Annotated in this window: 19 protein-coding genes and 1 pseudogene; 12 read left to right on the top strand and 8 right to left on the bottom strand. The window is 73.1% G+C overall.

Translation table 11 applies throughout. The features are described from left to right. The first annotated feature begins 34 nt into the window (after positions 1–34). Positions 35–667, top strand: a complete 633-nt coding sequence (gene pncA, locus AC0IWM_RS22705) for a bifunctional nicotinamidase/pyrazinamidase (RefSeq protein ID WP_471758794.1) — start codon at positions 35–37, stop codon at positions 665–667. A 99-nt stretch (positions 668–766) separates the two neighbouring features. Here the strand turns inward: pncA and rimO are convergent, their stop codons facing one another. After that, the gene (gene rimO / locus AC0IWM_RS22700) at positions 767–2,122 is read right to left on the bottom strand and encodes a 30S ribosomal protein S12 methylthiotransferase RimO (RefSeq protein WP_471758792.1); all 1,356 of its coding nucleotides are present in this window, start codon (positions 2,120–2,122) and stop codon (positions 767–769) included. 269 nt (positions 2,123–2,391) lie between these two features. Here rimO and pabB point away from each other — a divergent pair, with 269 nt between their 5' ends. The 4 genes from pabB to AC0IWM_RS22680 are packed head-to-tail and all read left to right on the top strand — an operon-like array spanning position 2,392 to position 5,672. Further along, positions 2,392–3,801, top strand: coding sequence for an aminodeoxychorismate synthase component I (gene pabB, locus AC0IWM_RS22695; RefSeq protein WP_471758790.1), 1,410 nt, complete (start codon positions 2,392–2,394; stop codon positions 3,799–3,801). After that, positions 3,798–4,418 (top strand): anthranilate synthase component II, encoded by a 621-nt coding sequence (locus tag AC0IWM_RS22690; protein ID WP_471758788.1) that lies wholly within the window; start codon positions 3,798–3,800, stop codon positions 4,416–4,418. The genes pabB and AC0IWM_RS22690 overlap by 4 nt, the downstream gene beginning before the upstream one ends. After that, the gene (locus AC0IWM_RS22685; RefSeq protein WP_471758787.1) at positions 4,405–5,238 is read left to right on the top strand and encodes an aminotransferase class IV; all 834 of its coding nucleotides are present in this window, start codon (positions 4,405–4,407) and stop codon (positions 5,236–5,238) included. The genes AC0IWM_RS22690 and AC0IWM_RS22685 overlap by 14 nt, the downstream gene beginning before the upstream one ends. Then, entirely contained in the window at positions 5,235–5,672 is a 438-nt protein-coding gene (locus tag AC0IWM_RS22680; protein ID WP_471758785.1) for a DoxX family protein, read from the top strand. The genes AC0IWM_RS22685 and AC0IWM_RS22680 overlap by 4 nt, the downstream gene beginning before the upstream one ends. Here AC0IWM_RS22680 and mazG read toward each other — a convergent pair. After that, a complete protein-coding gene (gene mazG, locus AC0IWM_RS22675; RefSeq protein ID WP_471758783.1) occupies positions 5,650–6,474 on the bottom strand; it encodes a nucleoside triphosphate pyrophosphohydrolase in 825 nt (274 codons plus the stop codon). The two genes, AC0IWM_RS22680 and mazG, sit on opposite strands and share 23 nt — an antisense overlap. A gap of 634 nt (positions 6,475–7,108) precedes the next feature. Here mazG and AC0IWM_RS22670 point away from each other — a divergent pair. Then, positions 7,109–8,203, top strand: a complete 1,095-nt coding sequence (locus AC0IWM_RS22670; protein WP_471758781.1) for a replication protein RepA — start codon at positions 7,109–7,111, stop codon at positions 8,201–8,203. Between the two features lie 110 nt (positions 8,204–8,313). Beyond that, positions 8,314–8,799, top strand: a complete 486-nt coding sequence (locus tag AC0IWM_RS22665) for a hypothetical protein (protein ID WP_471758779.1) — start codon at positions 8,314–8,316, stop codon at positions 8,797–8,799. Positions 8,800–8,821: 22 nt separating this feature from the next. On the opposite strand, the pseudogene AC0IWM_RS22660 reads toward AC0IWM_RS22665, so the two are convergent. The 5 genes and pseudogenes from AC0IWM_RS22660 to AC0IWM_RS22640 all read right to left on the bottom strand — a co-directional run bounded on the left by AC0IWM_RS22660 (position 8,822) and on the right by AC0IWM_RS22640 (position 14,489). Then, positions 8,822–10,586 (bottom strand): annotated as a pseudogene (locus AC0IWM_RS22660) (methanol/ethanol family PQQ-dependent dehydrogenase). 127 nt (positions 10,587–10,713) lie between these two features. Next, entirely contained in the window at positions 10,714–11,034 is a 321-nt protein-coding gene (locus AC0IWM_RS22655) for a GCG_CRPN prefix-to-repeats domain-containing protein (protein ID WP_471758812.1), read from the bottom strand. 142 nt (positions 11,035–11,176) lie between these two features. Then, on the bottom strand, positions 11,177–12,328 hold the full coding sequence (locus AC0IWM_RS22650; RefSeq protein WP_471758777.1) for an acyltransferase family protein: 1,152 nt from the start codon (positions 12,326–12,328) through the stop codon (positions 11,177–11,179). Further along, positions 12,325–13,644 carry an O-antigen ligase family protein gene (locus tag AC0IWM_RS22645; RefSeq protein WP_471758775.1) on the bottom strand — a complete coding sequence of 440 codons (1,320 nt, stop codon included), beginning with the start codon at positions 13,642–13,644 and terminating at the stop codon, positions 12,325–12,327. Before AC0IWM_RS22645 ends, AC0IWM_RS22650 begins: the two co-directional genes overlap by 4 nt. Before the next feature lie 137 nt (positions 13,645–13,781). Then, positions 13,782–14,489 (bottom strand): DJ-1/PfpI family protein, encoded by a 708-nt coding sequence (locus AC0IWM_RS22640; protein WP_471758773.1) that lies wholly within the window; start codon positions 14,487–14,489, stop codon positions 13,782–13,784. Between the two features lie 58 nt (positions 14,490–14,547). On the opposite strand from AC0IWM_RS22640, the gene AC0IWM_RS22635 reads away from it, so the two are divergent. The 5 genes from AC0IWM_RS22635 (at position 14,548) to AC0IWM_RS22615 (ending at position 19,212) form a co-directional block, all read left to right on the top strand. Beyond that, complete coding sequence (locus AC0IWM_RS22635; protein ID WP_471758771.1) at positions 14,548–15,612, top strand: GlxA family transcriptional regulator; 1,065 nt, start codon at positions 14,548–14,550, stop codon at positions 15,610–15,612. Positions 15,613–15,736: 124 nt separating this feature from the next. After that, positions 15,737–17,530, top strand: a complete 1,794-nt coding sequence (locus AC0IWM_RS22630) for an ArnT family glycosyltransferase (protein WP_471758769.1) — start codon at positions 15,737–15,739, stop codon at positions 17,528–17,530. Positions 17,531–17,551: 21 nt separating this feature from the next. Continuing rightward, a complete protein-coding gene (locus AC0IWM_RS22625; RefSeq protein WP_471758767.1) occupies positions 17,552–18,277 on the top strand; it encodes a glycosyltransferase in 726 nt (241 codons plus the stop codon). Between the two features lie 3 nt (positions 18,278–18,280). Continuing rightward, the gene (locus AC0IWM_RS22620; RefSeq protein ID WP_056468610.1) at positions 18,281–18,622 is read left to right on the top strand and encodes a lipid-A-disaccharide synthase N-terminal domain-containing protein; all 342 of its coding nucleotides are present in this window, start codon (positions 18,281–18,283) and stop codon (positions 18,620–18,622) included. After that, on the top strand, positions 18,619–19,212 hold the full coding sequence (locus AC0IWM_RS22615) for a pyridoxamine 5'-phosphate oxidase family protein (RefSeq protein WP_471758766.1): 594 nt from the start codon (positions 18,619–18,621) through the stop codon (positions 19,210–19,212). The genes AC0IWM_RS22620 and AC0IWM_RS22615 overlap by 4 nt, the downstream gene beginning before the upstream one ends. 661 nt (positions 19,213–19,873) lie before the next feature. Here AC0IWM_RS22615 and metC read toward each other — a convergent pair. Next, positions 19,874–21,061 (bottom strand): cystathionine beta-lyase, encoded by a 1,188-nt coding sequence (metC, locus tag AC0IWM_RS22610; RefSeq protein ID WP_471758764.1) that lies wholly within the window; start codon positions 21,059–21,061, stop codon positions 19,874–19,876. Positions 21,062–21,306: the final 245 nt, after the last annotated feature.

Here is a 21,306-nt window from a genome sequence, read left to right as displayed (position 1 = left end):
CCAGGATCCGGCTCTTCCGGGATCGGAGGATGCCGTGATCCCGGGAGCGCGGGACGTCCTCCTCGTCATCGACGTGCAGGTGGACTTCCTGCCCGGCGGAGCGCTCGCCGTGCCCGACGGCGACGCCGTGGTCGCGCCGGTCAACCGCCTCCTCGGGCTGTTCCCGCACGCGGTGCTGACGCAGGACTGGCATCCGCCGGGGCACGTTTCCTTCGCCACGAGCCATCCCGGCCGGGCGCCCTTCGACACCGTGCCCCTGGCCTACGGCCCGCAGGTGCTGTGGCCAGAGCATTGCGTGCAGGGCAGCGCCGGGGCCGCCCTCGCCCCCGGCCTCGCGGCCGACCGCGCCGAGCTGGTGATCCGCAAGGGCCACCACCGCCGGGTCGACAGCTATTCGGCCTTCCTGGAGGCCGACCGGCGCACGCCCACGGGGCTGGCCGGCTACCTGCGCGAGCGCGGCTTCACCCGGGTGATCCTGTGCGGCCTCGCCACCGATTACTGCGTGGCCTGGAGCGCCCTCGACGCGCGGGCGGCCGGCTTCGAGGCCCTGGTGGTCGCGGATGCGGTGCGGGGCATCGACCTGGACGGCTCGGTGGCGCGGGCCTGGGCCGACATGCAGGCGGCCGGCGTCACGCGGATCACGAGCGAGGCGATCGGGGGCGGGTAGGGCCCGATGCACGCCGATGCGTCCGCATCCCGTCTCCCCGCCTGCCGGGAGAGGAGCGGCGCATGTCGGTCGAAGTCCCTGGCGGACGTCGCCCCGGTCCTAGACCGCGCTCCCGTAGAGATCGTACGCATCGGCGCGCTCGATCTTCACGGTGACGATGTCGCCGACCCGCAGGGGCCGGCGCGCCGTGACGTGGACGTTCCCGTCGATCTCGGGGGCGTCGTATTTCGAGCGGCCCTTGGCGACGGTGCCGTCGGCCGCGTCGATGATGACGGGCAGGCGCTTGCCGATGCGAGCCTTCTGCAGGCGGGCGGAGACGCCCTGCTGCGCCTCCATGAAGCGCCGCTTGCGCTCGGCCTTGACCTCCGGCGGTACCGGGTCGCCGAGGCCGTTGGCCACCGCGCCGCCCACCGGTTCGAATTCGAAGCAGCCGACGCGCTCGAGCTTGGCCTCCCGGATCCAGGCGAGCAGCTCCTCGAACTCGGCCTCGGTCTCGCCGGGAAAGCCCACGATGAAGGTCGAGCGGATGGCCAGATCCGGGCAGATCTCGCGCCAGCGCCGGATGCGCTCGAGCTGGCGTTCCTGGTTGCCGGGCCGGCGCATGCGGCGGAGCACGGAGGGGCTCGCGTGCTGGAGCGGCATGTCGAGATAGGGCAGCACCTTGCCCTCCGCCATCAGGGGGATGACCTCGTCCACGTGCGGGTAGGGGTAGACGTAGTGCATCCGCACCCAGGCCCCGAGCTCGCCGAGCTCGGCCGCGAGATCGTAGAACTTCGCCCGCACCTCCCGGTCGCGCCAGGGGCTCGTGGCGTAGCGGATGTCGACGCCGTAGGCGGACGTGTCCTGCGAGACGACCAGCAGCTCCTTGACGCCGGCCTTCACCAGCTTCTCGGCCTCGCGCAGCACGTCGCCGGCCGGGCGGCTGACGAGGTCTCCGCGTAAGGACGGGATGATGCAGAAGGTGCAGCGGTTGTTGCAGCCCTCGGAAATCTTCAGGTAGGCGTAGTGGCGCGGGGTGAGCTTCACCCCCTGGGGCGGCACGAGGTCGAGGAACGGGTCGTGGGCCGGGGGCACCGCCTCGTGCACCGCCGCCACCACCGATTCGTAGGCCTGCGGCCCGGTGACCGCGAGCAGGTTCGGATACTTCTCGCGGATCTCGTCCGGCTGGGCGCCCATGCAGCCGGTGACGATGACGCGGCCGTTCTCCGCCATGGCCTCGCCGATGGCCGAGAGCGACTCGGCCTTGGCCGAATCGAGGAAGCCGCAGGTGTTGACGATGACGACGTCCGCGCCGTCATGCCGCCGGGCGAGCTCGTAGCCCTCGGCGCGCAGGTGCGTGAGGATGCGCTCGGAATCCACCAGCGCCTTGGGGCAGCCGAGGGAGACGAAGGAGATCTTCGGGGCGCTTTTCGGCGCCGTCTCGGCGGGAGTCGATGACAGGGGGGATGCGGTCATGGATGCTCGTCGGGCCGGCGCGGCTGCGGGAACCGGACCGGCCTTGGAATCGGGGGAGGGCGGGACAAAAAGGTTGACAGCCCTATAACGGGATTCGCCCGTCTAAGCGAGCCGGGAGGGTCCGAGCCATGCGCGGATCGCGCTTTTGCCACGCCGTCGCGCATGCCACCTGTGCATGATACCGCAGGCCGCGACGGATGCTTCGGCCCCCGATGCTTCGGCACGCCGGGATCATCGGTCCGTCGCCGCCCTGAAACCTTCGAGTCGTCATGTGGATTGCTGATATCCCGTTCGTCGAATCCGTCGCGGCGGCCGAGGCCCTGGCCGCCCTGCCGGGGCTCGCCTTCCTCGACAGCGCCATGCACCACGACACCCTGGGGCGGAGCTCGACCCTGGCGGCCGACCCCTTCGGGCGCTTCCGGTTTCGCGACGGCCGAGCGACGCTGGACGGACGTCCCGTGCCGGGCTCCGGCCTGGAGGCGCTGCGCGCCTGCCTCGCGCCCTACCGCAGGGCGCGGGATCCCGATCTCCCGGCCTTCGCGGGCGGTGCCATCGGCTATTTCGCCTACGACCTCGGCGCGACGCTGGAGCGGGTGGCGCCCCCGGCCCGGCGGGCGGGCCTCTGCGACGACATCGCCTTCAACCTCTACGACACGGTGCTGAGCATCGACCACGGCAGCGGGCGCTGCCGCCTCCTCGCCACCGGCTTTCCCGAGACCGAGCCGGCGGCGCGCGAGGCCCGGGCGCGAGCCCGGCTGGCGCAGTTCGGCGCGCTCCTGGCCGAGGCCCGACCGAGTCCGGAGCCGGCCGCGCAGGGGCCGCTCGCTTGGCGCTCGAACTTCACCCGCGCCGGCTACGAGGCGGCGGTGGAGCGGGTGCGCGACTACATCCGCGCCGGCGACATCTACCAGGCCAACATCGCCCAGCGCTTCGAGGCCGACCTGCCGGAGGGCTTCGACCCGCTCGGCCTCTACCAGCGCCTGCGCGCCACCAACCCGGCGACCTTCGGCGCCTATCTCGACTTCGACACCCTGCGCATCGCCTCGAGCAGTCCCGAGCGCTTCCTCAAGCTCAGCGGGCGGGCGATCGAGACCCGGCCGATCAAGGGCACGGTGCGGCGCGTGGCCGACCCGGCCGCCGATGCGCGCCTGGGCGAGGCGCTGCAGGCCAACGCCAAGGAGCGGGCCGAGAACATCATGATCGTCGACCTCCTGCGCAACGACCTCTCGCGCATCTGCGAGCCCCACAGCGTGCGGGTGCCGGTTCTGTGCGGCCTCGAATCCTACGCCTCGGTCCACCATCTGGTGTCGGTGGTCACCGGAACCCTGAAAGCGGACCTGGACGCCCTCGACCTGATCGCCGCCACCTTCCCGGGCGGCTCGATCACCGGCGCGCCGAAGCTGCGCGCCATGGACATCATCACGGAGATCGAGGGCGACGCGCGCGAGCTCTATTGCGGCGCCATCGGCGCCCTCGACTTCACCGGCGACCTCGACACGTCGATCGCCATCCGCACCGTGTTCATGGATGCGAGCCGGGCCGTGCTCCAGGCCGGCGGCGGCGTCACCCTGCTGTCCGAGCCGGGCCCGGAATACGAGGAGACCCTGACCAAGGCCGCCCGGGTGTTCCAGGCCTTCGAGCCCGATCCCTCGGATCCGGGTGCTGGGAGGGTGCCGTGATCCTCGTCATCGACAACTACGACAGCTTCGTCTTCAACGTGGTGCGCTACTTCGAGGAGTTGGGCGAGACCGTGCGGGTGGCGCGCAACGACGCGATCGACGTCGCCGGCATCCGCGCCCTCGACCCCGAGGCGATCGTGATCTCGCCCGGCCCCTGCACCCCGGCGGAGGCGGGCATCTCGCTGCCCGCCATCCGCGAGCTTTCCGGCGCGGTGCCGCTGCTCGGCGTCTGCCTCGGCCACCAGGCCATCGGCGCGGCCTTCGGCGGCCGGGTCGCGCGGGCCGGGCGCCCCCTGCACGGGCAGGCGACGCCGATCCGGCACGACGGGGCCGGGCTGTTCGCCGGCCTGCCCGACCCGATGCAGGTCGGGCGCTACCACTCGCTCATCGTGGCGCCGGAGCCCGGCATGGCCGACCGCCTCCGCATCGACGCGGTCTCCACCGAGGGGGAGGTGATGGCCCTGTCGCACCGGAGCCACCCGACCTGGGGCGTGCAGTTCCACCCGGAATCGGTGCTCACCGAGAACGGACACGCCCTCTTCGCCAACTTTTTGCGATTGGCGCGCGACTGGCGCGCCGACCACCCCCTGCCGGGCCAGACCGATGCTGTGGTTTGACGGGGGCCTCACCGAGGGGCCGGTGCCCTTCGACCTCGCCGACCGGGGCCTGACCCTCGGGGACGGGGTGTTCGACACCGCCCTGGCCCGGCACGGCCGCATCGTGTTCGAGGCCGCGCACGTGGCCCGCCTCGCCGCCGCCACCGCGACGCTGGGCTTTCCCGTGGCGCCCGAGCGCATCGGGGAGGCCATGCGGGGGCTCGCCGAAGCGGCGGGCCGGGCCCATCCCCTGGCGGCGATCCGCACCACCGTGACCCGGGGCTCCGGGCCGCGCGGGCTCAGCCCCCCGGCCGAGCCGCGGCCGGTGCTGTGGGCGAGCGCCGCCCCGGTGGGGCCGGCCCTGGCCTTCGCACCCCTGACCCTCCACCCCACGGAGATCCGCCGCAACGAGACCTCGCCGGCCGCGACCCTGAAGACGCTCGGCTACCTCGACGCGGTGCTGGCCGCCGGCGCGGCCCGGGCCGCCGGCTTCGACGAGGCCCTGTTCCGGAACACGCGGGGGCACGTCGCCTGCGCCGGGACGGGCAACCTGTTCGCGGTGATCGACGCCACCCTCGTCACGCCGCCCCTCGCGGACGGCGTGCTGCCCGGCATCCTGCGCGCCGAGATTCTCTCGGTCTGGGCGCCGCGCCTCGGCCTGCGCGTCGCGGAGCGGAGTTTCGGCGTGGACGCGCTCCTGCGCGCCGAAGCGGTTTTCGTGACCAATTCCCTGCGGGGCCTCGCCCCGGTGACGGCGATCGGCGAGACCGCCTATGCGAGCCCGGCGCATCCGATGGTGAAGGCCCTCGCGGCCGATCTGCGCGGCGTGTTCGTTGCATGACAGCGCAATCCCGGTTCCGCTGGCGCCTGCCCCTGATGGCGGCCTACGGCTTCATCGGATGCGTGCATCTCGCCGCCCCCGACGCCTTCCTGCCGATCGTGCCGGATTGGGTGCCGGCACCCCGTCTGGTGGTGATCGCCACCGGCCTGTGCGAACTCGCCGGGGTCCTCGGACTCGCCTGGGAGCCGACCCGGCGCTGGGCCGGGATCGGGTTGGCCCTCTACGCGGTCTGCGTCTTCCCGGCCAACCTCAAGCACGCGCTGGAGGGCATCGTCGTGCCGGGCCTGCCCGACAGCTGGTGGTATCACGGGCCCCGGCTGGCGTTTCAGCCGGTCTTCGTCTGGTGGGCGCTCTATGCCGGCGGGGTCATCGACTGGCCGTTCCGGCGTCGCGCCGCCGAAGCGCCCGCGGTCAGTCCTTCTCCGAAATCTTGACGGCCCGCCAGGCGGTCTCCATCGCGTCGAGATCGCTCTCGGCGAGGCCGGTCCCTTGCGCCTCGAGGGCCGCCGCCATGGCGTCGAAGCGGCGCTCGAACTTCCTATTCCCTTCTTGTAAGGAATATTCCGGATCGATGCCGAGGTGGCGGGCGAGGTTGGCGACCGAGAACAACAGGTCGCCGAGCTCCTCCACCACCGTTGCCCGGGTGCCGTGGGCCATGGCATCCGCGACCTCGTCGATCTCCTCGCGCACCTTCAGCACCACCTGGTCCGGGTCGGTCCAGTCGAAGCCGTAGGTGGCGGCCCGGGCCGAGAGCTTCTCCGCCCGCGTCAGGGCGGGCAGGGGCAGGGGGATGCCCGCCAGCGGTCCCGATTCACGGGCCGGCTTCATCCGGCGCTCCTCGGCCTTGATCGCCGCCCACTGGGCGGCCACGGCCTCCGGGTCCCGCCGGGGCGAGCCCGCCGGCAGCAGGGCGCCGTCCGGCGCGAAGACGTGCGGATGGCGCCGGACCATCTTCTCCATCACCGCCCGGACCACGTCCGGGAAGGCGAAGAGCCCGGCCTCCTCGGCGATGCGGGCGTGGAAGACCACCTGAAGGAGGAGGTCGCCGAGCTCGTCGCGCAGGTCCTCGAGGTCGCCGCGGGCGATGGCGTCGGCCACCTCGTAGGCCTCCTCCACCGTGTAGGGCGCGATGCTGGAAAAATCCTGGGCCACGTCCCAGGCGCAGCCGGTCTCCGGGTCGCGCAGCTGCGCCATCAGCGCCAGCAGATCCTCGATCCTCACCCCATTCCTCCGCATCAGGCCTCGCTGCGCCTCCCTTAGCGGATTGCGGGCCAACCCGTCAGGCTGGGGACGGAGGCGGGAGAGACGGTGTCTTTCTTTGGAAAATTCCCCTGAAAAAGCCTTGGCCGGTGATGTGTTCGTTCTTCCGAACGGCTCCCGGACCCTTAGGAAAGGTATCAGTAAGAGATTCTCAGAGAGTCATTTCTGAGAGTTATATGGGGATGCCGAAAGCCGTGTTGCAGGAAAGGCTTGGCGGGTGTTCGCGCATCGAACTCTGCGCGTCCGCGTATCGGACTCTGCGCGTCCGCGTATCGAACTCTGCGTGGGCAAACCCCGTCGGTGCATGGGATTCTGCGTGCCTGCGTATCGGGTTCGGCGTGGATCAGCGCTCCGGGCGGTGAACTCCGGGGATTGTGCGGGATTCGGTCCCGTATCGAACTCTGCGTCGGCGCGCGCGGACCGGATCTGGCCCTCGACCGGGTGCGGGGTTTCTCCGTCCCGGCCGGTGGATAGCCGGGATGGCGCCGGGATCCGGCCTCGGGCGCCGAGACTCCGCGGCGGGGAATCGGGCATGGTCGCCGCGCGACGCGGTCCGGGGGCGATCCCCGGGTGAGCCTTTTCGCATGGCACGAGGGTCACCACCGGGATCATGAGGATCGAGGACATCCTGGCGGGCATCCGCGACGCCGACCTTCTCGCCGAGGTCGAGGCGGCGCGGGGCAGCTTCCTGTTCGCCACCATCGCGGAGACGATCCTGCACCGGCAGCGGGCCCGGGACGCGGAGGCCGCCGCCCGCGGCGCCGTGGCCGGCCGGCGCCAGGCCATGGGCCGGGACCAGCGCCGGCGCGACGCCATCCGCGAGGTCATCGAGACCGAGCCCACGGGTCCGGAGAACCTGCAGCACATCCACTCGGTGCTGGCGCTCTGCGGCCTGCCCTATCGCGATCCCGGCGACGCCCGCGAATTCTTCCGGGAATACGGCCGGAATTCCTTGAGCCTCCTGGCCGGGCGCCTCAAGAACCCCGCCACCGGCGAGATGGAGTTCCAGGGCCTGCCCTACGGCCCCAAGGCCCGCCTCGTCCTGCTGCACCTCTGCACCGAGGCCGTGCGCCAGCGCAGCCCCACCGTGGCGGTGGCCGACAGCCTGTCGGGCTTCATGAAGGAGATGGGCTTCGCCGTCACGGGCGGCGAGCGCGGCACCATCCGGCAGTTCAAGGAGCAGCTGGCGCGCCTGGCCGCCTGCACCTTGCAGATCGGCCTCTGGGACGGGGCCGGCAGCGCCAGCACCCTCAACGTGCCGCCCTTCCGCCAGCTCGACCTCTGGCTGCCGCAGGGCGCCGACGGGGTGGTCTGGCAGAAGAGCGTCCAGTTCCACCAGGATTTCTACGACAACCTGATCCAGCACGCCCTGCCGGTGGACATCCGCGCGGCCCGGGCCTTCTCGGGCTCGGCGCGCAAGCTCGACCTGCTGTTCTGGGTCGGCTACCGCCTGCGCGCCCTGCAGCGGCCCCTGCGGCTGACCTGGGACAACCTGCACAAGCAGTTCGGCGCCGACAATGCCAGCCTCCGCAGCTTTCGGCAGGCCTTCAAGGCGGACCTCGTCCACCTGCAGGAGGTGTTTCCGAAACTGCCGATCCGTCTCGACGACACCGGCATGCTGCTGCAGCCCGCCGACCCGAGTGCCCTGCTCATTCCGCCGCGCGGCGCCAGGCTGCCGCGCAGGGCCGTACAGGCCGTCGCCTGACCGAGTATTCCTTACAGGAAAAGGAATATGAATCGTCCGGCGATGGACCGCATGGAATAATTGTGGAATGTTCCGTCGGTGACGGCTCAACGTTCTTCCGCGAGACATCCATGTTCCTGTCCGAGGCCGAGGCCGAGGCGGTCCTGCGCGACCTGCGCCACCGCCGCGACGAACTCGACCGCGCCATCGCCGAGCATCAGCTCTACCTCGAACTGGGGCGCCGCCTCGGCGCGCCGGCCGCCGCCGCCGAGCCTGCCCGGGCCGGGCCGGCGGTCTCGGACCCCGGCGCTGGCGCCGGGAGCCTGCCCGGCCGGGCCTCGGACCTGGTGCGGGCGGGCGAGGACCTCGTGGCCGCCCGCCGGCACGGGCGCGCCCTGGTGGCGGCCGCCGTCAACCTCCTGCACGAGGCCGGCCGGCCGCTCCATGCCGGTGAGATCCTGCAGGGCCTGACGGCGCTGGGCTTCGAACTGCCCGGGCACGACCCCGTGGCGGCCCTCAACACCCGCCTGTGGAAGCGCTCGGGCCCGGGCGGCCCCCTGAAGCGCCTGGGCGAGGCGGTCTACGCCCCGGCCGAGGAGGACGAGGATCTCGGCTGACCGCCGGCGCGTATCCCAAGGCTCACTCGGGCAGGGCGAAGACGGTGAGCTGGCCGCCGAGCGCCGTGTAGCGCGACAGGGCGGCGTAGCCGCCCACCGCGCCGGCGCCGTCGTTCGGGTTGGTCAGGCCGGCCGCCAGGCCGATCCCGGCCCAGCCGCCGACGCCGCTGAGCACAGCCACGTATTGCCGCCCCCGGTGGCGGTAGGTGGTGACGTTGCCGATGATGCCCGAGGGGGTCTTGAAGCGGTAGAGCTCGCGGCCCGAGCGCGCGTCGACCGCTTTCAGGTAGCCCTCGAGGGTGCCGTAGAACACCACGTCCCCGGCGGTGGCGAGCACCCCGGACCAGACCGAGAACGGCTCGGGAATCGACCAGCGGATCGCTCCCGCGACCCCGTCCCAGGCGGTCAGGGTGCCGGTGCGGGGATCGTCGGGGGCCGGGTGCAGGCTCACGGTGGCGCCTACATAGGGCAGCCCGGGGGTGTAGGTGACCCGGAAGGGTTCGATATCCATGCAGATGTGGTTGGTCGGCACGTAGAACAGCCGGGTGCGCGGCGAGTAGGCCGCCGGCTGCTGGTTCTTGGCCCCGATGGCGCCGGGGCAGATGTCCCGGGTGGTCTCGTCCTCGCCGCTGGCCTCCGGCGAGACGCGCGGGTCGCGGACCGGGCGGCCGTAGCCCGGCGAGGCCCGGTCGAGGTCGATCCGCGTCGCCCAGTTCACGGCGGGGTCGAATTTCTGCGCCACCAGGAGTTCGCCGGTGGCCCGATCGAGGGTGTAGCCGAACCCGTTGCGATCGAAATGGGTGAGGAGCGGGCGGGTGACGCCGCCGACGACCTGGTCGGTGAGGATCATCTCGTTGACGCCGTCGTAGTCCCACTCGTCGTGGGGCGTCATCTGGTAGAGCCAGCGGGCGATGCCCGTGTCGGGATCGCGGGCCACGATCGAGGCCGCCCAGCGATTGTCGCCGGGGCGCTGGCGCGGATTCCAGGTGGAGGGATTGCCGGTGCCGTAATAGACGAGGTCGAGCGCCGGATCGTAGGCGAACCAGCCCCAGGCGCAGGCGCCACCGGTCTTCCACTGGTCGCCCTCCCAGCTCTTAAGCGAGGAATCCCGGCCGATCGGCTTGCAGAGCGACGTCGTGCGCTCGGGGTCGACCCGCATCTGTTCGTCGGTGCCCGTCGCGGTGGCGCGCCAGAGCCGGGCGCCAGTGCGCGTCGTAGGCGGTGACGTGGCACTGGACCCCGAACTCGCCCCCCGAGAGGCCGACGAGGACCTTGCCCTTCACGGGCAGGACGGCGGCGGTGTTGGTCTCGCCCCGGGCGGGGTCGCCGTTGCGGACCGACCAGTTCACCCGACCGGTCTTCGCGTCGAGGGAGACCAGGGTGGTGTCGGCCTGCTGCAGGAAGAGGGCGCCGTCGGCATAGGCGAGGCCGCGATGGACCGTGTCGCAGCACAGGAGGGCCATGACGGCTGGATCCTGCTTCGGCTCGTAGCGCCACAGGATGCGGCCGTCCTGGTCGAGATCGAGGGCCGTGACGGTGTTGGGGAAGGGGGTGTGGACGTACATCACCCCGTCCACCACCAGGGGCGCGCCCTCGTGGCCGCGTAGGATCCCGGTGGAGAAGGTCCAGGCGACCTGCAGCCGGCCGACGGTGTCGGCGGTGATCCCGTCAAGGGCGGCGTAGCGGGTGTTGGCCGCGTCGATCGTGGGCAGCACCGTCTGGGCCCGGGCCGGAGCCGGGCCGAGGAGGGCGACGGCCAGCAGGCCGAGCAGGAGGAGGGCGCGCATGGGTTTCCCGGTGCGGGGTTTCGGGACAGGCCCAGGGTCCTAGTCCCGGCGCGGCCCCGGCGCGCGTCAGCGAAATGACGCGGGCGGCGCGCCGCCGCCCGGTCTCGCGTCGGGCCAGGCCCGCGTCCTAGAAATAGGGTCCGAAGAGCGGCCGCGGGCGGTAGTAGCCGTAGCGCGGTCCGTAGAAGGGACGGGGGCCGTAGAACGGCCGCGGCCGGTCATAGCCGTAGGGGCGGTACATCGGCCGGCAATAGCCGAACCGGTTCGGGATGAAGCCGGGACCACAGCCATAGGCGACGGTCTCGACGGCCGCGCCCGCCAGGGTGCCGGCGGGCGCGGCCGCGATCGGCGCGGCCTGGGCGGCCGCGGCGAGGCCGACGGCACCGGCGCTGCCGAGCGTCGCGGCCAGAGTCGTGCGGGCAAGCATCGTGCGAAACAGCGATTTCATGGACATGAAGCCATGACCTTCTGCTGGTGTGACCTTTGCTGTTGTTGATCCTCCGGCCTCGTGGAGGTTCGAAGACCTTCACAGGGCTCGAAGTGCTCCAGGATACCGGGCGGTTGCTGAACGCGCGCTGACGGGGTGCGGTTCACCCCACCGCCACGGAGCCGGCGGCCCGCGGGCGCGTCGCCCGGCGCAGGATGCGCCGGCGCATCGGCTCCTCGAGGCCCCGATGCAGGAGGACGCCGAGGGTGAGGGCCAGGGCGGCGGCGAGGCCCGATCCGAGCCAGGGTGCGGCGGCGAGCCGGCCCCCGAGGACGACCCGGTCGAGGCTGTTCACCAGGGCGTAGGCCGGGACGTGGATGAGGTAGAGGGCGAACGAGATCCGGCCGAGGAAGACGAAGCCGGGCGTCACCAGGGGGCCGCTGCGGAGCTGGGCGCCGGCCAGGATCAGGGGCGCCCAGGCCAATGCCGTGAGCCCGTTGTGGAGCAGCACCTCGGACAGGTGGGGGGTGCCCGCCACCAGGGCGAGGCCGGCCAGGGCCGCGAGGGCGAGGAGGACGGGGGTGGGCAGCCGCCAGCGGGTCCAGGCGGCGTAGAGGAGGAGCCCGGCGACGAATTCCGGCAGGCGCATCAGGGGGTTGTACTTGATGGCCTGGGCCAGCAGCACCGGCCCCGCGCCCCCCGGCTCCGGCCCGATCAGCGAGAGGCCGGGGGCGTAGCGCGCGAAGGCGAGGGCGGCTCCGCCGGTCAGGACGATCCAGGCCGCGAGAGTCAGGCGCGCGATGCGCCCGGGCGCCGCGAGCGCCAGGGGCAGCAGGAGGGGAAACAGGGCGTAGAAGACCATTTCCACCGAGACCGACCAGCTCGGGCAGTCGAGGGAGCAGGCCGCGCCGGGCACCCAGGCGTGCAGGCCCAGCGGCGCCAGCACCGCGCCCGCGGCCATCAGCCCCTGCAGGGGCGGAGCGGACTTCGCCACCCAGGCGACGAACCAGGGCAGGGCGAGGACGAGACACAGGAGATAGACCGGATAGACCCGCGCCACCCGGGCCCAGGCGAACCGCGCGCGCGCGGCACGGTCGGTCAGGTCCACATCCCGGTAGGTGTAGGCCAGGATGAAGCCCGAGAGCAGGAAGAAGAAGGTCACCCCGGAATAGCCGAGGCGGACCGCCCCGGGAATCGCGGCGTCGGGAAAGAAGAAGCCGGCATAGTGGAACACCACCACGTAGGCGGCGGCCACGAAGCGCAGGGCGGTGAGCGCCGGCAGCGGCGCCGTCGGCGGATGGGCGAGGGCGCTCACCGCGGCGTCCCCGGAACGACCCGTCCGGCGGCACCGAAGCGCAGGCCGAAGACGGAGAGGGCGAGGAGGAAGAACAGCGCGTTGGTGGCCTGGTAGAACACCGATTCGAAGACCCCCACCATCAGGCCGAACAGCCAGATCCGCAGGAACAGCAGCCGCAGGGGGTCGAGGCCGGGGCCGGCCTCGGCCCGGCGCTGGGCCTGGAGGTCGGAGAGGGGGGCCAGCACCATCCACCACACCGTCAGGGCGAGGCCCGGCAGGCCGCTCTCCAGGGCGGTGTTGAGGTAGCCGTCATGGGCGTCGGTGGCGCGGTTGACCCAGGTCGTGGCATCGCCGCCGCCGCCGTAGAACACGCTCTCCCAGAAGGCGCCGTAGCCGAAGCCGGTGAAGGGCTTCTTGGCGATGTTGTCGAGGGCGAAGCTCCAGATCTCGGTGCGGCCGGTATAGGTCGGGTCGGCGGCGAGGGCCGCCACCAGGGCGCCCAGGCCGGACGACATCACCGAGCCCACCGTGAGCAGGAGCAGCAGCGCCAACGGGCCGAGGAGCACCAGCCGGCGCCAGGCGCCGGAAGCCGAGAGGGTGCAGGCCCAGGTCAGTCCGAGCACCGCCGGCGTCATGACCAGGGAGGTCTTGGCGTTGGTGAAGACGAGGAACACGCCCGCCAGCACCACGACCGCGGAGCCCAGGAGGCGCTGACCCATCCCGGCCCAGAACAGCCCGACGATGATGAACAGGCTCATGGCCGCGCCGGCGCCGTTCTTGTGCGCGAAGACGCCGCGCCAGCTGCCCGCATGCTCGGGCTCGATCAGGTCGAGGGCGGTGTGCATCGCGCGCTCGGGCACCAGCACGAGGCCGAGGTAGCAGGTCGCCAGCACGACGAGGACGCTGCCGCCGAGGACGTGGGCGAACTGGCGGGCGTCGCGGGCCAGCACCAGCACGCTCACCACCCCGCCGAACATGATGACCAGGGAGACGAGGCGCCGCGCCGAGACGGCGGGCTCGATCGAGAGGACGGTGGACACGCCGATCCAGCCCAGCGTCGCCAGGATCGGCAGGGTGGCCAGCGGCCGCAGGGCCTCGCGTCCGCGCCAGGCGAGCACCGCCGCCGCGATGCCCGCCATGACCAGGAACAGCCCCTGGTTGACGAGGTTGCCGCCGGCCCGCGAGGCGGCGTTCTCCGCCGCCGTCCCGTCGAGGAACGGATCGGCCCCGATCAGGACGAAGAGCAGGATCGCGCCCATCGCCCCGATGCGCACGGCATCGGGGAGATCCGCGCGGGCCGTCGCGCCCGCGCCGGTGGCGATGCCCGTGGTCATGGTCCACTCCGCGCTCGAGGGCCGGCAAGGTCACGCATGCGAGGACCCGCACTCTAGGGCCGCCGGCCCCGCCCGACAGGCGCGCAGAATACGTTTAAGAATGCGCCAAGGCCGGTCCGTGGCCGGCCCGACCCGCCTCAGGCGACGGCCGGCCCCCAGGCGACGATGTCGGTCGCGCCCGTGATCGCGCCCACGATGCGCTCGCGCTCGGCCCGGCCGGCGGCGAGGCGCCCCCGCACCGCCGCCAGCACGGCCGGGCCGGCGCCGGCGGGCGTGCCGGCGGCGAAGGGCGGCGCCGGTGCGTATTCCAGGCCGAGCTGGATCGCCTCCGCCGCCGGCTGCCCGGAGAGCTCGGCCGCCAGGGTCAGGGCGAAGTCGATCCCGGCGGTGACGCCGCCTCCCGTGAGGAGGTTGCCGTCGCGCACCACCCGCTCGGCCACCGGGATCGCCCCGAAGGCCGCCAGGAGGTCGAGGCTGGCCCAGTGGGTGGTGGCGCGCCGTCCCCGCAGGAGCCCGGCCGCCCCGAGCACCAGGGCGCCGGTGCAGACGGAGGTGACGTAGCGGGCGCGCGCCGCCTGGTCGCGCAGGAAGGCGAGGACCGCCGCATCCCGCATCAGCGGATTCACCCCGAGGCCGCCGGGGACGCAGAGCACGTCGAGCTGCGGGCAGTCGGCCATGGCCAGCGTCGGGGCGAGGACGAGGCCGGTGGAGCTCGTCACCGGCCCCCGGTCGGCGGCCACGAGGTGGACCCGCGCATCCGGGATCCCGACGAAGACCTCGTAGGGCGCGGTGAGGTCGAGCTGCTGGACGTCGGGGAAGGTGAGGAGGCCGATCGCGAGGGGCATGGGGTCTGTCTCCGGCTGTCTGGACAGGGCGACCCTAACCCGGCAGGCTCTGGCCGGAATGACGAAGACCCCTCGTTTCCTGCCAGACTTGCGCTCCGACGGGCCGCGTCGCATCGAGATTCTCGCCTTCCCGGGGGTGCAACTCCTCGACGTGTCGGGGCCGCTGCAGGTCTTCGCCACCGCCAACGACCTCGCGGACGCCGGGCCCGCCCCCTATGCCCTGCGGGTGGTGGCGGCGGGCGGCGGCACGATCCGCAGCTCGGCCGGGCTCGGCCTCGCGACGGAGCCGCTTCCCCCCGCGGACGCGTCCGTCGACACCCTCGTGGTCACCGGCGGGCGCGGCGTCGACGGAGCGATCGCGGACGGGCTGCCCGCCTGGGTGGCCGACCGGGCCTCCCGGGCCCGGCGGGTGGCCTCGGTCTGCACCGGCGCCTTCCTGCTCGGGGCGGCGGGCCTCCTCGACGGGCGCCGGGCGGTGACCCACTGGACCCGCTGCGACGCGCTCGCCCGGCGGCATCCGGAGGCCCGGGTCGAGCCCGACCCGATCTTCATCCGCGACGGCCCGGTCTGGACCTCGGCCGGGGTGACGGCGGGCATCGACCTGGCGCTCGCCCTGGTGGAGGCCGATCTCGGCCGGGCCGCGGCGCTGGCGGTCGCCCGGCACCTCGTGGTCTTCCTCAAGCGCCCGGGCGGCCAGGCCCAGTTCAGCACCGTCCTGTCGCAGCAGGTCCTGTCGCCCGCGGCGGGCGGCGGGCGCTTCGAGGCGCTCCAGGCCTGGATCGCCGACCACCTGGACGAGGACCTCACCGTGCCACGCCTGGCCGAGGCCGCCGGCATGAGCCCGCGCGGCTTCGCCCGCCACTACCAGGCCGCCACGGGGCTGACCCCCGCCCGCGCCCTGGAGCGCCAGCGGGTCGAGGCGGCCCGGCGGCTCCTGGCCGAGACGTCGCTGCCGGTGAAGCGCATCGCCGCGCGCTGCGGCTTCGGCTCCGAGGAGACCCTGCGGCGCAGCTTCCTCCGCCACGTGGCGGTGGCGCCCGCTTCCTACCGGCAGCGGTTCCGCGGGACCGGGGAGGGGGCGCCGGGCGCGGCGGCCGGCGACCCGGCGGAACCCGGGATTTGACATTCCCGGCCGCATCATCGACACCGCCGGCCTCGCGGCCTCGACCGGAATCATCGACCGGATTCCAGGGGCCGGGTGCCGGTCCGGAGCCGCGTATGTCCCCCCTGACGGCCCATCCCCCAGCATGACCGACCGCGTCACCGTGCCCCGCCCTGCCCGCGGGGACGCCTTCGCGTTCCCGGACACCCTCCTGTCCGCCGCGACCCGGAGCCATGCCTGGGCCTGCGCCCTCCTGGTGGCCCTCTGCCTCGTCTGCTTCCTGCCGGGCATCGCCTCGCTCCAGCCGATGGACCGGGACGAGCCGCGCTTCGCCCAGGCCTCCAAGCAGATGCTGGAGACCGGCGATCTCGTCGACATCCGCTTCCAGGCGGAAGCCCGCCACAAGAAGCCGGTCGGCATCTACTGGGCCCAGGCCGCGGTGGTCGGCGCCGCCGAGGCGCTCGGCGTGCCGAACGCCCGCACCACCATCGGCCTCTACCGCATCCCGTCCCTGCTGGGCGCCATCGGGGCCGTGCTCCTCACCTACTGGTCGGCCCTGGTCTTCCTGCCCCGGCGGGGGGCCTTCCTCGCCGCGGCCCTGTTCGGCGCCTGCGTCGTGCTCTCGGCCGAGGCGCGGCTCGCCAAGACCGACGCGCTGCTCTGCGCCTGCGCGGTGGCGACCTTCGGCGGCCTCGCCCGCGCCTGGCTCCAGCGCGACCGCGCAGAAGGACGCCTCGACACCGTCGCGGTGCTGGCCTTCTGGCTCGGGCTGGCCCTCGGCATCCTGATCAAGGGTCCGATGGTGCCGCTGTTCTGCGGCCTGCCGGCCCTGATCCTCTCCGTCCGGTCGCGCTCCGGCCGCTGGCTCGGCGCCCTGCGGCCGGGCCTCGGCCTGCCGCTCACCCTGCTGATCGTGGCGCCCTGGTTCGCGGCCATCACCTGGAAGAGCGGCGGCGCCTTCTACGGCGAAGCGGTCGGCCACGACATGCTGAGCAAGGTCCAGGGCGGCTCGGAGAAGCACTTCGCCCCGCCCGGCGCCTACCTGGTGGCGTTCTTCGGCACCTTCTGGCCCGGCGCGGCCTTCGCGGCCCTCAGCGCGCCCTTCGCCTGGGGCCACCGGCGCGAGCCGGCCATCGCCTTCCTCCTCGCCTGGATCGTGCCGACCTGGATCCTGTTCGAGATCGTGCCGACCAAGCTGCCCCACTACGTGCTGCCGCTGATGCCGGCCATCGCCATCCTCACCGTGCGGGCGCTCGCCGCCGGCGCGCTGCATCCCGAGCGCCGGGGCGCGCGGCTCACCGCCGGGCTGGTGGTGCTGATCCCCGTCGGCCTCACCCTCGGCCTCTCGGCCTTCGCCTTCGCCTACGACCGGACCCTGCCCTGGGCCGGGCTGCCCCTGCTGCTCGGCGCCAGCGCCGTGGCGGCCCTGGCCTGGCGCGCCTTCGCCCGCGGCCTGCCCGAGCGCGCCCTCGGCCTCGGCATCCTGGCCGCGATGCTGCTCTCGCCGGCCGTCTTCGGCCTGACCCAGCCGGTCATGGCCGCCCTCAAGGTCTCGCCCCGCCTCGCGGCGATCCGCGATCGCCTGCCCTGCCCGCATCCGCGCGTCGCCAGCCTCGGCTACCGCGAGCCGAGCTTCGTCTTCCTGATCGGCACCGATCTGGCCATGCTCGGCACCGGCGCCGAGGCCGTCGACTTCCTGAAGGGGCCAGAGTCGCTGAAGGGGCCGGAGTCGCTCGAGGCCGCAAGTTCGCTGAAGGGCGACGCTCCGCGCAAGGGAGAGGCCTGCCGCCTCGTCTACGTGGAAGGCCGGTTCGCGGCGGCGTTCGAGGCCGCCGCCGGGGCGGCCGGGCTGGCGCCGAACCGGGTCGGCACCGTCTCGGGCTTCAACATCAACGGCGGGCGCCGGGTCGACCTCTCGGCCTACGCGACGACGCCCTGACCCTCCTCGGATCGAACACCCATGCGCCTCTCCGTGATCATCCCGGTGAAGAACGAGGCCGGCAACATCGCGAGCCTCGTCGCCGAACTCGAGACCGCCTGCGCGCCCCTGGCGCCCTTCGAGGTGATCTACGTCGATGACGGTTCCACCGACGGCACCGCCGAGGCCCTGCGGGCGGCGCGAGCCGGGCGGCCCTGGCTGCGGGTGCTCGCCCACGACCGCACCGCCGGCAAGGCCGCCGGCATCCGCAGCGGCATCGCGGTGGCGCGGGGGCCGGTCTGCGCCCTGATGGACGGCGACGGCCAGAACGACCCGGCCTTCCTGGAGCCCCTGCTCCAGGCCATCGAGGCGGGCGGCGCCCGCGTCGGGCTCGCCCAGGGCCAGCGCGTCGGGCGCAAGGACGGGCGGCTGAAGAGCCTCCAGTCGCGCATCGCCAACGGGGTCCGGGTGCGCATCCTGAAGGACGCCACCCGCGACACCGGCTGCGGCTACAAGCTCGTGCGCCGCGAGGTCTACCAAACCCTCCCGTTCTTCGACGGGCAGCACCGCTTCATGCCGGCCCTGGTCGCCCGCGAGGGCTTCGGCGTGGTCCACCGCGACGTGGTCGACCGGCCGCGCTTCACCGGCACCTCGAAATACGGCCTGTTCGACCGCCTCTGGGTCGGGCTCCTCGACCTGGCCGGGGTGTGGTGGCTGATCCGGCGCAAGCGGGTGACGCCGCGGGTCACGGACGTGACGGGAGCCTGAGCCATGCTGATCCAGCTCGCCGAGGACGTGCGCGGCTACGTCTACGACGTCTTCGTCACCCGCTTCGATGCCTGGCTGGTCTTCGGCATCCTGGCCCAGGCGGTGTTCGGCGCCCGCTTCGTGGTGCAGTGGCTCGCCTCCGAGCGGGCCGGCAGGAGCGTGATGCCCCTGGCCTTCTGGTTCCTCTCCATCGCGGGCGGCCTGATGACCCTGGTCTACGGCCTCGTGCGGCGCGAGCCGGTGATCATCTTCGGACAGGCCCTCTCGACCTTCATCTACCTGCGCAACGTCGCCCTGATCCTGCGCGAGCGCCGCGCCGCCCGGGCGGCCGCCCCGGCGCGATGACGCCGCTGCCGCCCTTCCACGACGATCTCGGCGCGGCGCTCGCGGAGGTCTGGCGCCTGCTGGCGGAGGGGCCCGCCTTGCGCCGCAACGCCTTCCACATGCCCGCGCTCGCCACCGTCGACGCGCGGGGCCACCCGCAGGTGCGCACGGTGGTGCTGCGCGCGGCCGACCCGGTGGCCGGGACCCTGCGCTTCCACTGCGACCGCCGCTCGGAAAAGGCCGCCGAGATCGCGGCCTCCGGGGTGGCGGCCCTGCACGGCTACGACTCCGCGGCCAAGATCCAGATCCGCGCCTCCGGCCCCGCGACGCTCCACGCCGACGACGCCCTGGCGGAGGCCGCCTGGGCCGGGTCGATGGCGATGAGCCGGGTCTGCTACGGCGCCGACCCCGCCCCCGGCGCGCGCCTGCCCGCGGGCGACGCCTACACCCTGCCGGACGCCGAGACGGCCCTGACGCTCGGCCGGCCGAACTTCTGCGCCGTGGTGGTCACGCTCGCCCGCCTCGAATTCCTCTACCTCGACCGGCGCGGCCACCGCCGGGCCGCCTGGGAGCGGGCCGATGGCTGGCGCGGCGCCTGGCTGGCGCCGTGAGGCCGCGCGGCGCCTGCGCGCGGCCATGCGGGCGCGGCCCCGCCGCCGGTGCCGGCGCGGGGGATGGCCCCAGGAACAGCACGCGAAACGGGAGACGCGGGACGCCGCGAGACCACGTTTCTTGGAATGGTATGCCGGTCCCCCGGCGTCCCCCGGCCCGGCCCCTCCGAGGGCCGGTCCGTTTCGTCACGGCGTCTTCTCGGCACCGGCGACCCGGCTGGTGGCAGCCCCCCTCCGGACCCCGGCGCCCCTGCGGGCGGCGACGTCCGGCGGCCGTCTGATCAGGGCACGAGGCCCCGAGCCCGCCTCGTAGTGGGCGGGCCGTCCGATCTCTCGGTGCGTCCCAGGGGACCGGGTGCGGCCGTGCGGCCTTCCAGCCGTGCGGCCTTCCCGTCCGGGACGCCTTGCGTCGCCGATGCGGCCCGGGGCGATGGCGAAACCGGGCCATCGACGCGGGGCGCCGTCTCCTCCCCCGAGCCCCCCGACCCGGTCCGCCGGAGGGCCTCCCGTATGGGAGGCGAGTGCCCGCACTGAACCACGGAATAGGAATATTGTCAATGTCTTTCGGGGCCGGCCGCGGAGCCGCCGGCGCCCGGCCGGACAGGCGTGCCGCGGCCAGCGGAGCGTTCACCGTTCCGGCCGGCGCGGAGCGGGCGCGCGTTCACAGCGCGGCGCGCAACCGCGCGAACCCCGCGTCGAGATCCGCCTGCAGATCCGAAAGGTCCTCCAGGCCGATATGGAAGCGCAGGCCCGGTCCCCCCGGATTCCACCGGGTGGCGGTGCGGTACGTCGTGCAGTCGAACGGGATGACGAGGCTCTCGAAGCCGCCCCAGGAGAAGCCCATCCCGAACAGCTCGAGTCCGTCGAGCATGGCCGCCACGGCCCGCTCCGGAGCGGGCTTCAGGATGACGCCGAACAGGCCCGAGGCGCCGGAGAAGTCGCGCTTCCAGATGGCGTGGCCGGGATCGTCGGGGAGCGCCGGATGGAGCACGCAGGCCACCTCCGGCCGGGCCTGCAGCCACCGCGCCATGGCGAGCCCCTGCGCCCCGTGCTCGCGCAGGCGCAGGGCCATGGTGCGCAGGCCGCGCAGGGCCAGGAACACGTCCTCCGGGCCGGGGCACATGGCGAAGTGCTCGAAGGTCCGGTGCAGGGCCGGCCAGTATGTCGCGTTCGCGGAGGTCAGGCCGAGGAGCAGGTCCGAGCTGCCGGAGAGGTACTTGGTCCCGGCCTCGACCGCGATGTCGACGCCGCGCGCATGGGGCGGGAACAGGAGCGGCGTCGCCCAGGTGTTGTCCATGATCACGGCGGCGCCGCGGGCGTGCACGATCTCGGCAATGGCCGGGATGTCCTGCATCTCGAAGCTCTGCGAGCCCGGCGCCTCCACGAGCACGGCCTTGGTGTTGTCGCGCATCAGGTCGGCGATGCCGGCGCCCAGCAGGGGATCGTAATAGTCGACCGCGACGCCGAAGCGCTTCAGCACGCCGTCGCAGAAGATGCGGGTCGGCCGGTAGGCGGAATCGCTGACCAGCAGGTGGTCGCCGGCCGAGACCACCGCCATCAGGGCCACGGTCAGGGCGGCGAGGCCCGACGGCGTCAGCACGGTGCCGGCCGCACCCGCGAGCTCGCTCCAGGCGCTCGTGAGGGATTCCGTCGTCGGCGAGCCGGAGGTGCCGTAATCGAAGCGCCCGCGCCGGTGCTGGAGGTCGTCGTAGGTCGGGAACAGCACCGTCGAGCCGCGATAGATCGGCGTGTTGACGAAGCCGTGCTGGGCGGAGGGGTCGCGCCCCGCATGGACGAGGCGGGTGCTCGTCCCGAAGCGGGCGGGATCGCGGGGAGGGGAGTTCGACATCGGCACCGGTGGGCAAGGGATGAGCCTGCCGTGACCGAAGCCCGGCGCGCGCGCTCCCGTCAACCCCTGGTTGGGGCGCCGTGCGGCCGGAGTGGTCCCCGCGCCGCTTTGGAACCCAGCCTGTCTTGCCGGGGCGCCGCGGGCGAGCCCGGAATCCAGACCCGCGACGAACGCAGGAAAGTCGCTGACGCAGCCGCATGGTCGGATGGCCGGGATCACACGGGCGGGAAGACGTGGGCGGGAAG

This window comes from Methylobacterium sp. AC433 (assembly GCF_979253015.1).
This window is presented reverse-complemented; position numbering and strand designations above follow the sequence as displayed.

Excerpts from the sequence above, each read along its gene's own strand:
- mazG (WP_471758783.1), bottom strand. The coding sequence starts at position 6,474 with ATGCGGAGGAATGGGGTGAGGATCGAGGATCTGCTGGCGCTGATGGCG.
- metC (WP_471758764.1), bottom strand. The coding sequence starts at position 21,061 with ATGTCGAACTCCCCTCCCCGCGATCCCGCCCGCTTCGGGACGAGCACC.
- AC0IWM_RS22635 (WP_471758771.1), top strand. The coding sequence starts at position 14,548 with ATGACGAAGACCCCTCGTTTCCTGCCAGACTTGCGCTCCGACGGGCCG.
- AC0IWM_RS22625 (WP_471758767.1), top strand. The coding sequence starts at position 17,552 with ATGCGCCTCTCCGTGATCATCCCGGTGAAGAACGAGGCCGGCAACATC.
- AC0IWM_RS22665 (WP_471758779.1), top strand. The coding sequence starts at position 8,314 with ATGTTCCTGTCCGAGGCCGAGGCCGAGGCGGTCCTGCGCGACCTGCGC.
- AC0IWM_RS22620 (WP_056468610.1), top strand. The coding sequence starts at position 18,281 with ATGCTGATCCAGCTCGCCGAGGACGTGCGCGGCTACGTCTACGACGTC.
- AC0IWM_RS22670 (WP_471758781.1), top strand. The coding sequence starts at position 7,109 with ATGAGGATCGAGGACATCCTGGCGGGCATCCGCGACGCCGACCTTCTC.
- AC0IWM_RS22640 (WP_471758773.1), bottom strand. The coding sequence starts at position 14,489 with ATGCCCCTCGCGATCGGCCTCCTCACCTTCCCCGACGTCCAGCAGCTC.
- AC0IWM_RS22615 (WP_471758766.1), top strand. The coding sequence starts at position 18,619 with ATGACGCCGCTGCCGCCCTTCCACGACGATCTCGGCGCGGCGCTCGCG.
- AC0IWM_RS22680 (WP_471758785.1), top strand. The coding sequence starts at position 5,235 with ATGACAGCGCAATCCCGGTTCCGCTGGCGCCTGCCCCTGATGGCGGCC.
- AC0IWM_RS22630 (WP_471758769.1), top strand. The coding sequence starts at position 15,737 with ATGACCGACCGCGTCACCGTGCCCCGCCCTGCCCGCGGGGACGCCTTC.
- pabB (WP_471758790.1), top strand. The coding sequence starts at position 2,392 with ATGTGGATTGCTGATATCCCGTTCGTCGAATCCGTCGCGGCGGCCGAG.
- AC0IWM_RS22655 (WP_471758812.1), bottom strand. The coding sequence starts at position 11,034 with ATGAAATCGCTGTTTCGCACGATGCTTGCCCGCACGACTCTGGCCGCG.
- AC0IWM_RS22685 (WP_471758787.1), top strand. The coding sequence starts at position 4,405 with ATGCTGTGGTTTGACGGGGGCCTCACCGAGGGGCCGGTGCCCTTCGAC.
- AC0IWM_RS22645 (WP_471758775.1), bottom strand. The coding sequence starts at position 13,644 with ATGACCACGGGCATCGCCACCGGCGCGGGCGCGACGGCCCGCGCGGAT.
- rimO (WP_471758792.1), bottom strand. The coding sequence starts at position 2,122 with ATGACCGCATCCCCCCTGTCATCGACTCCCGCCGAGACGGCGCCGAAA.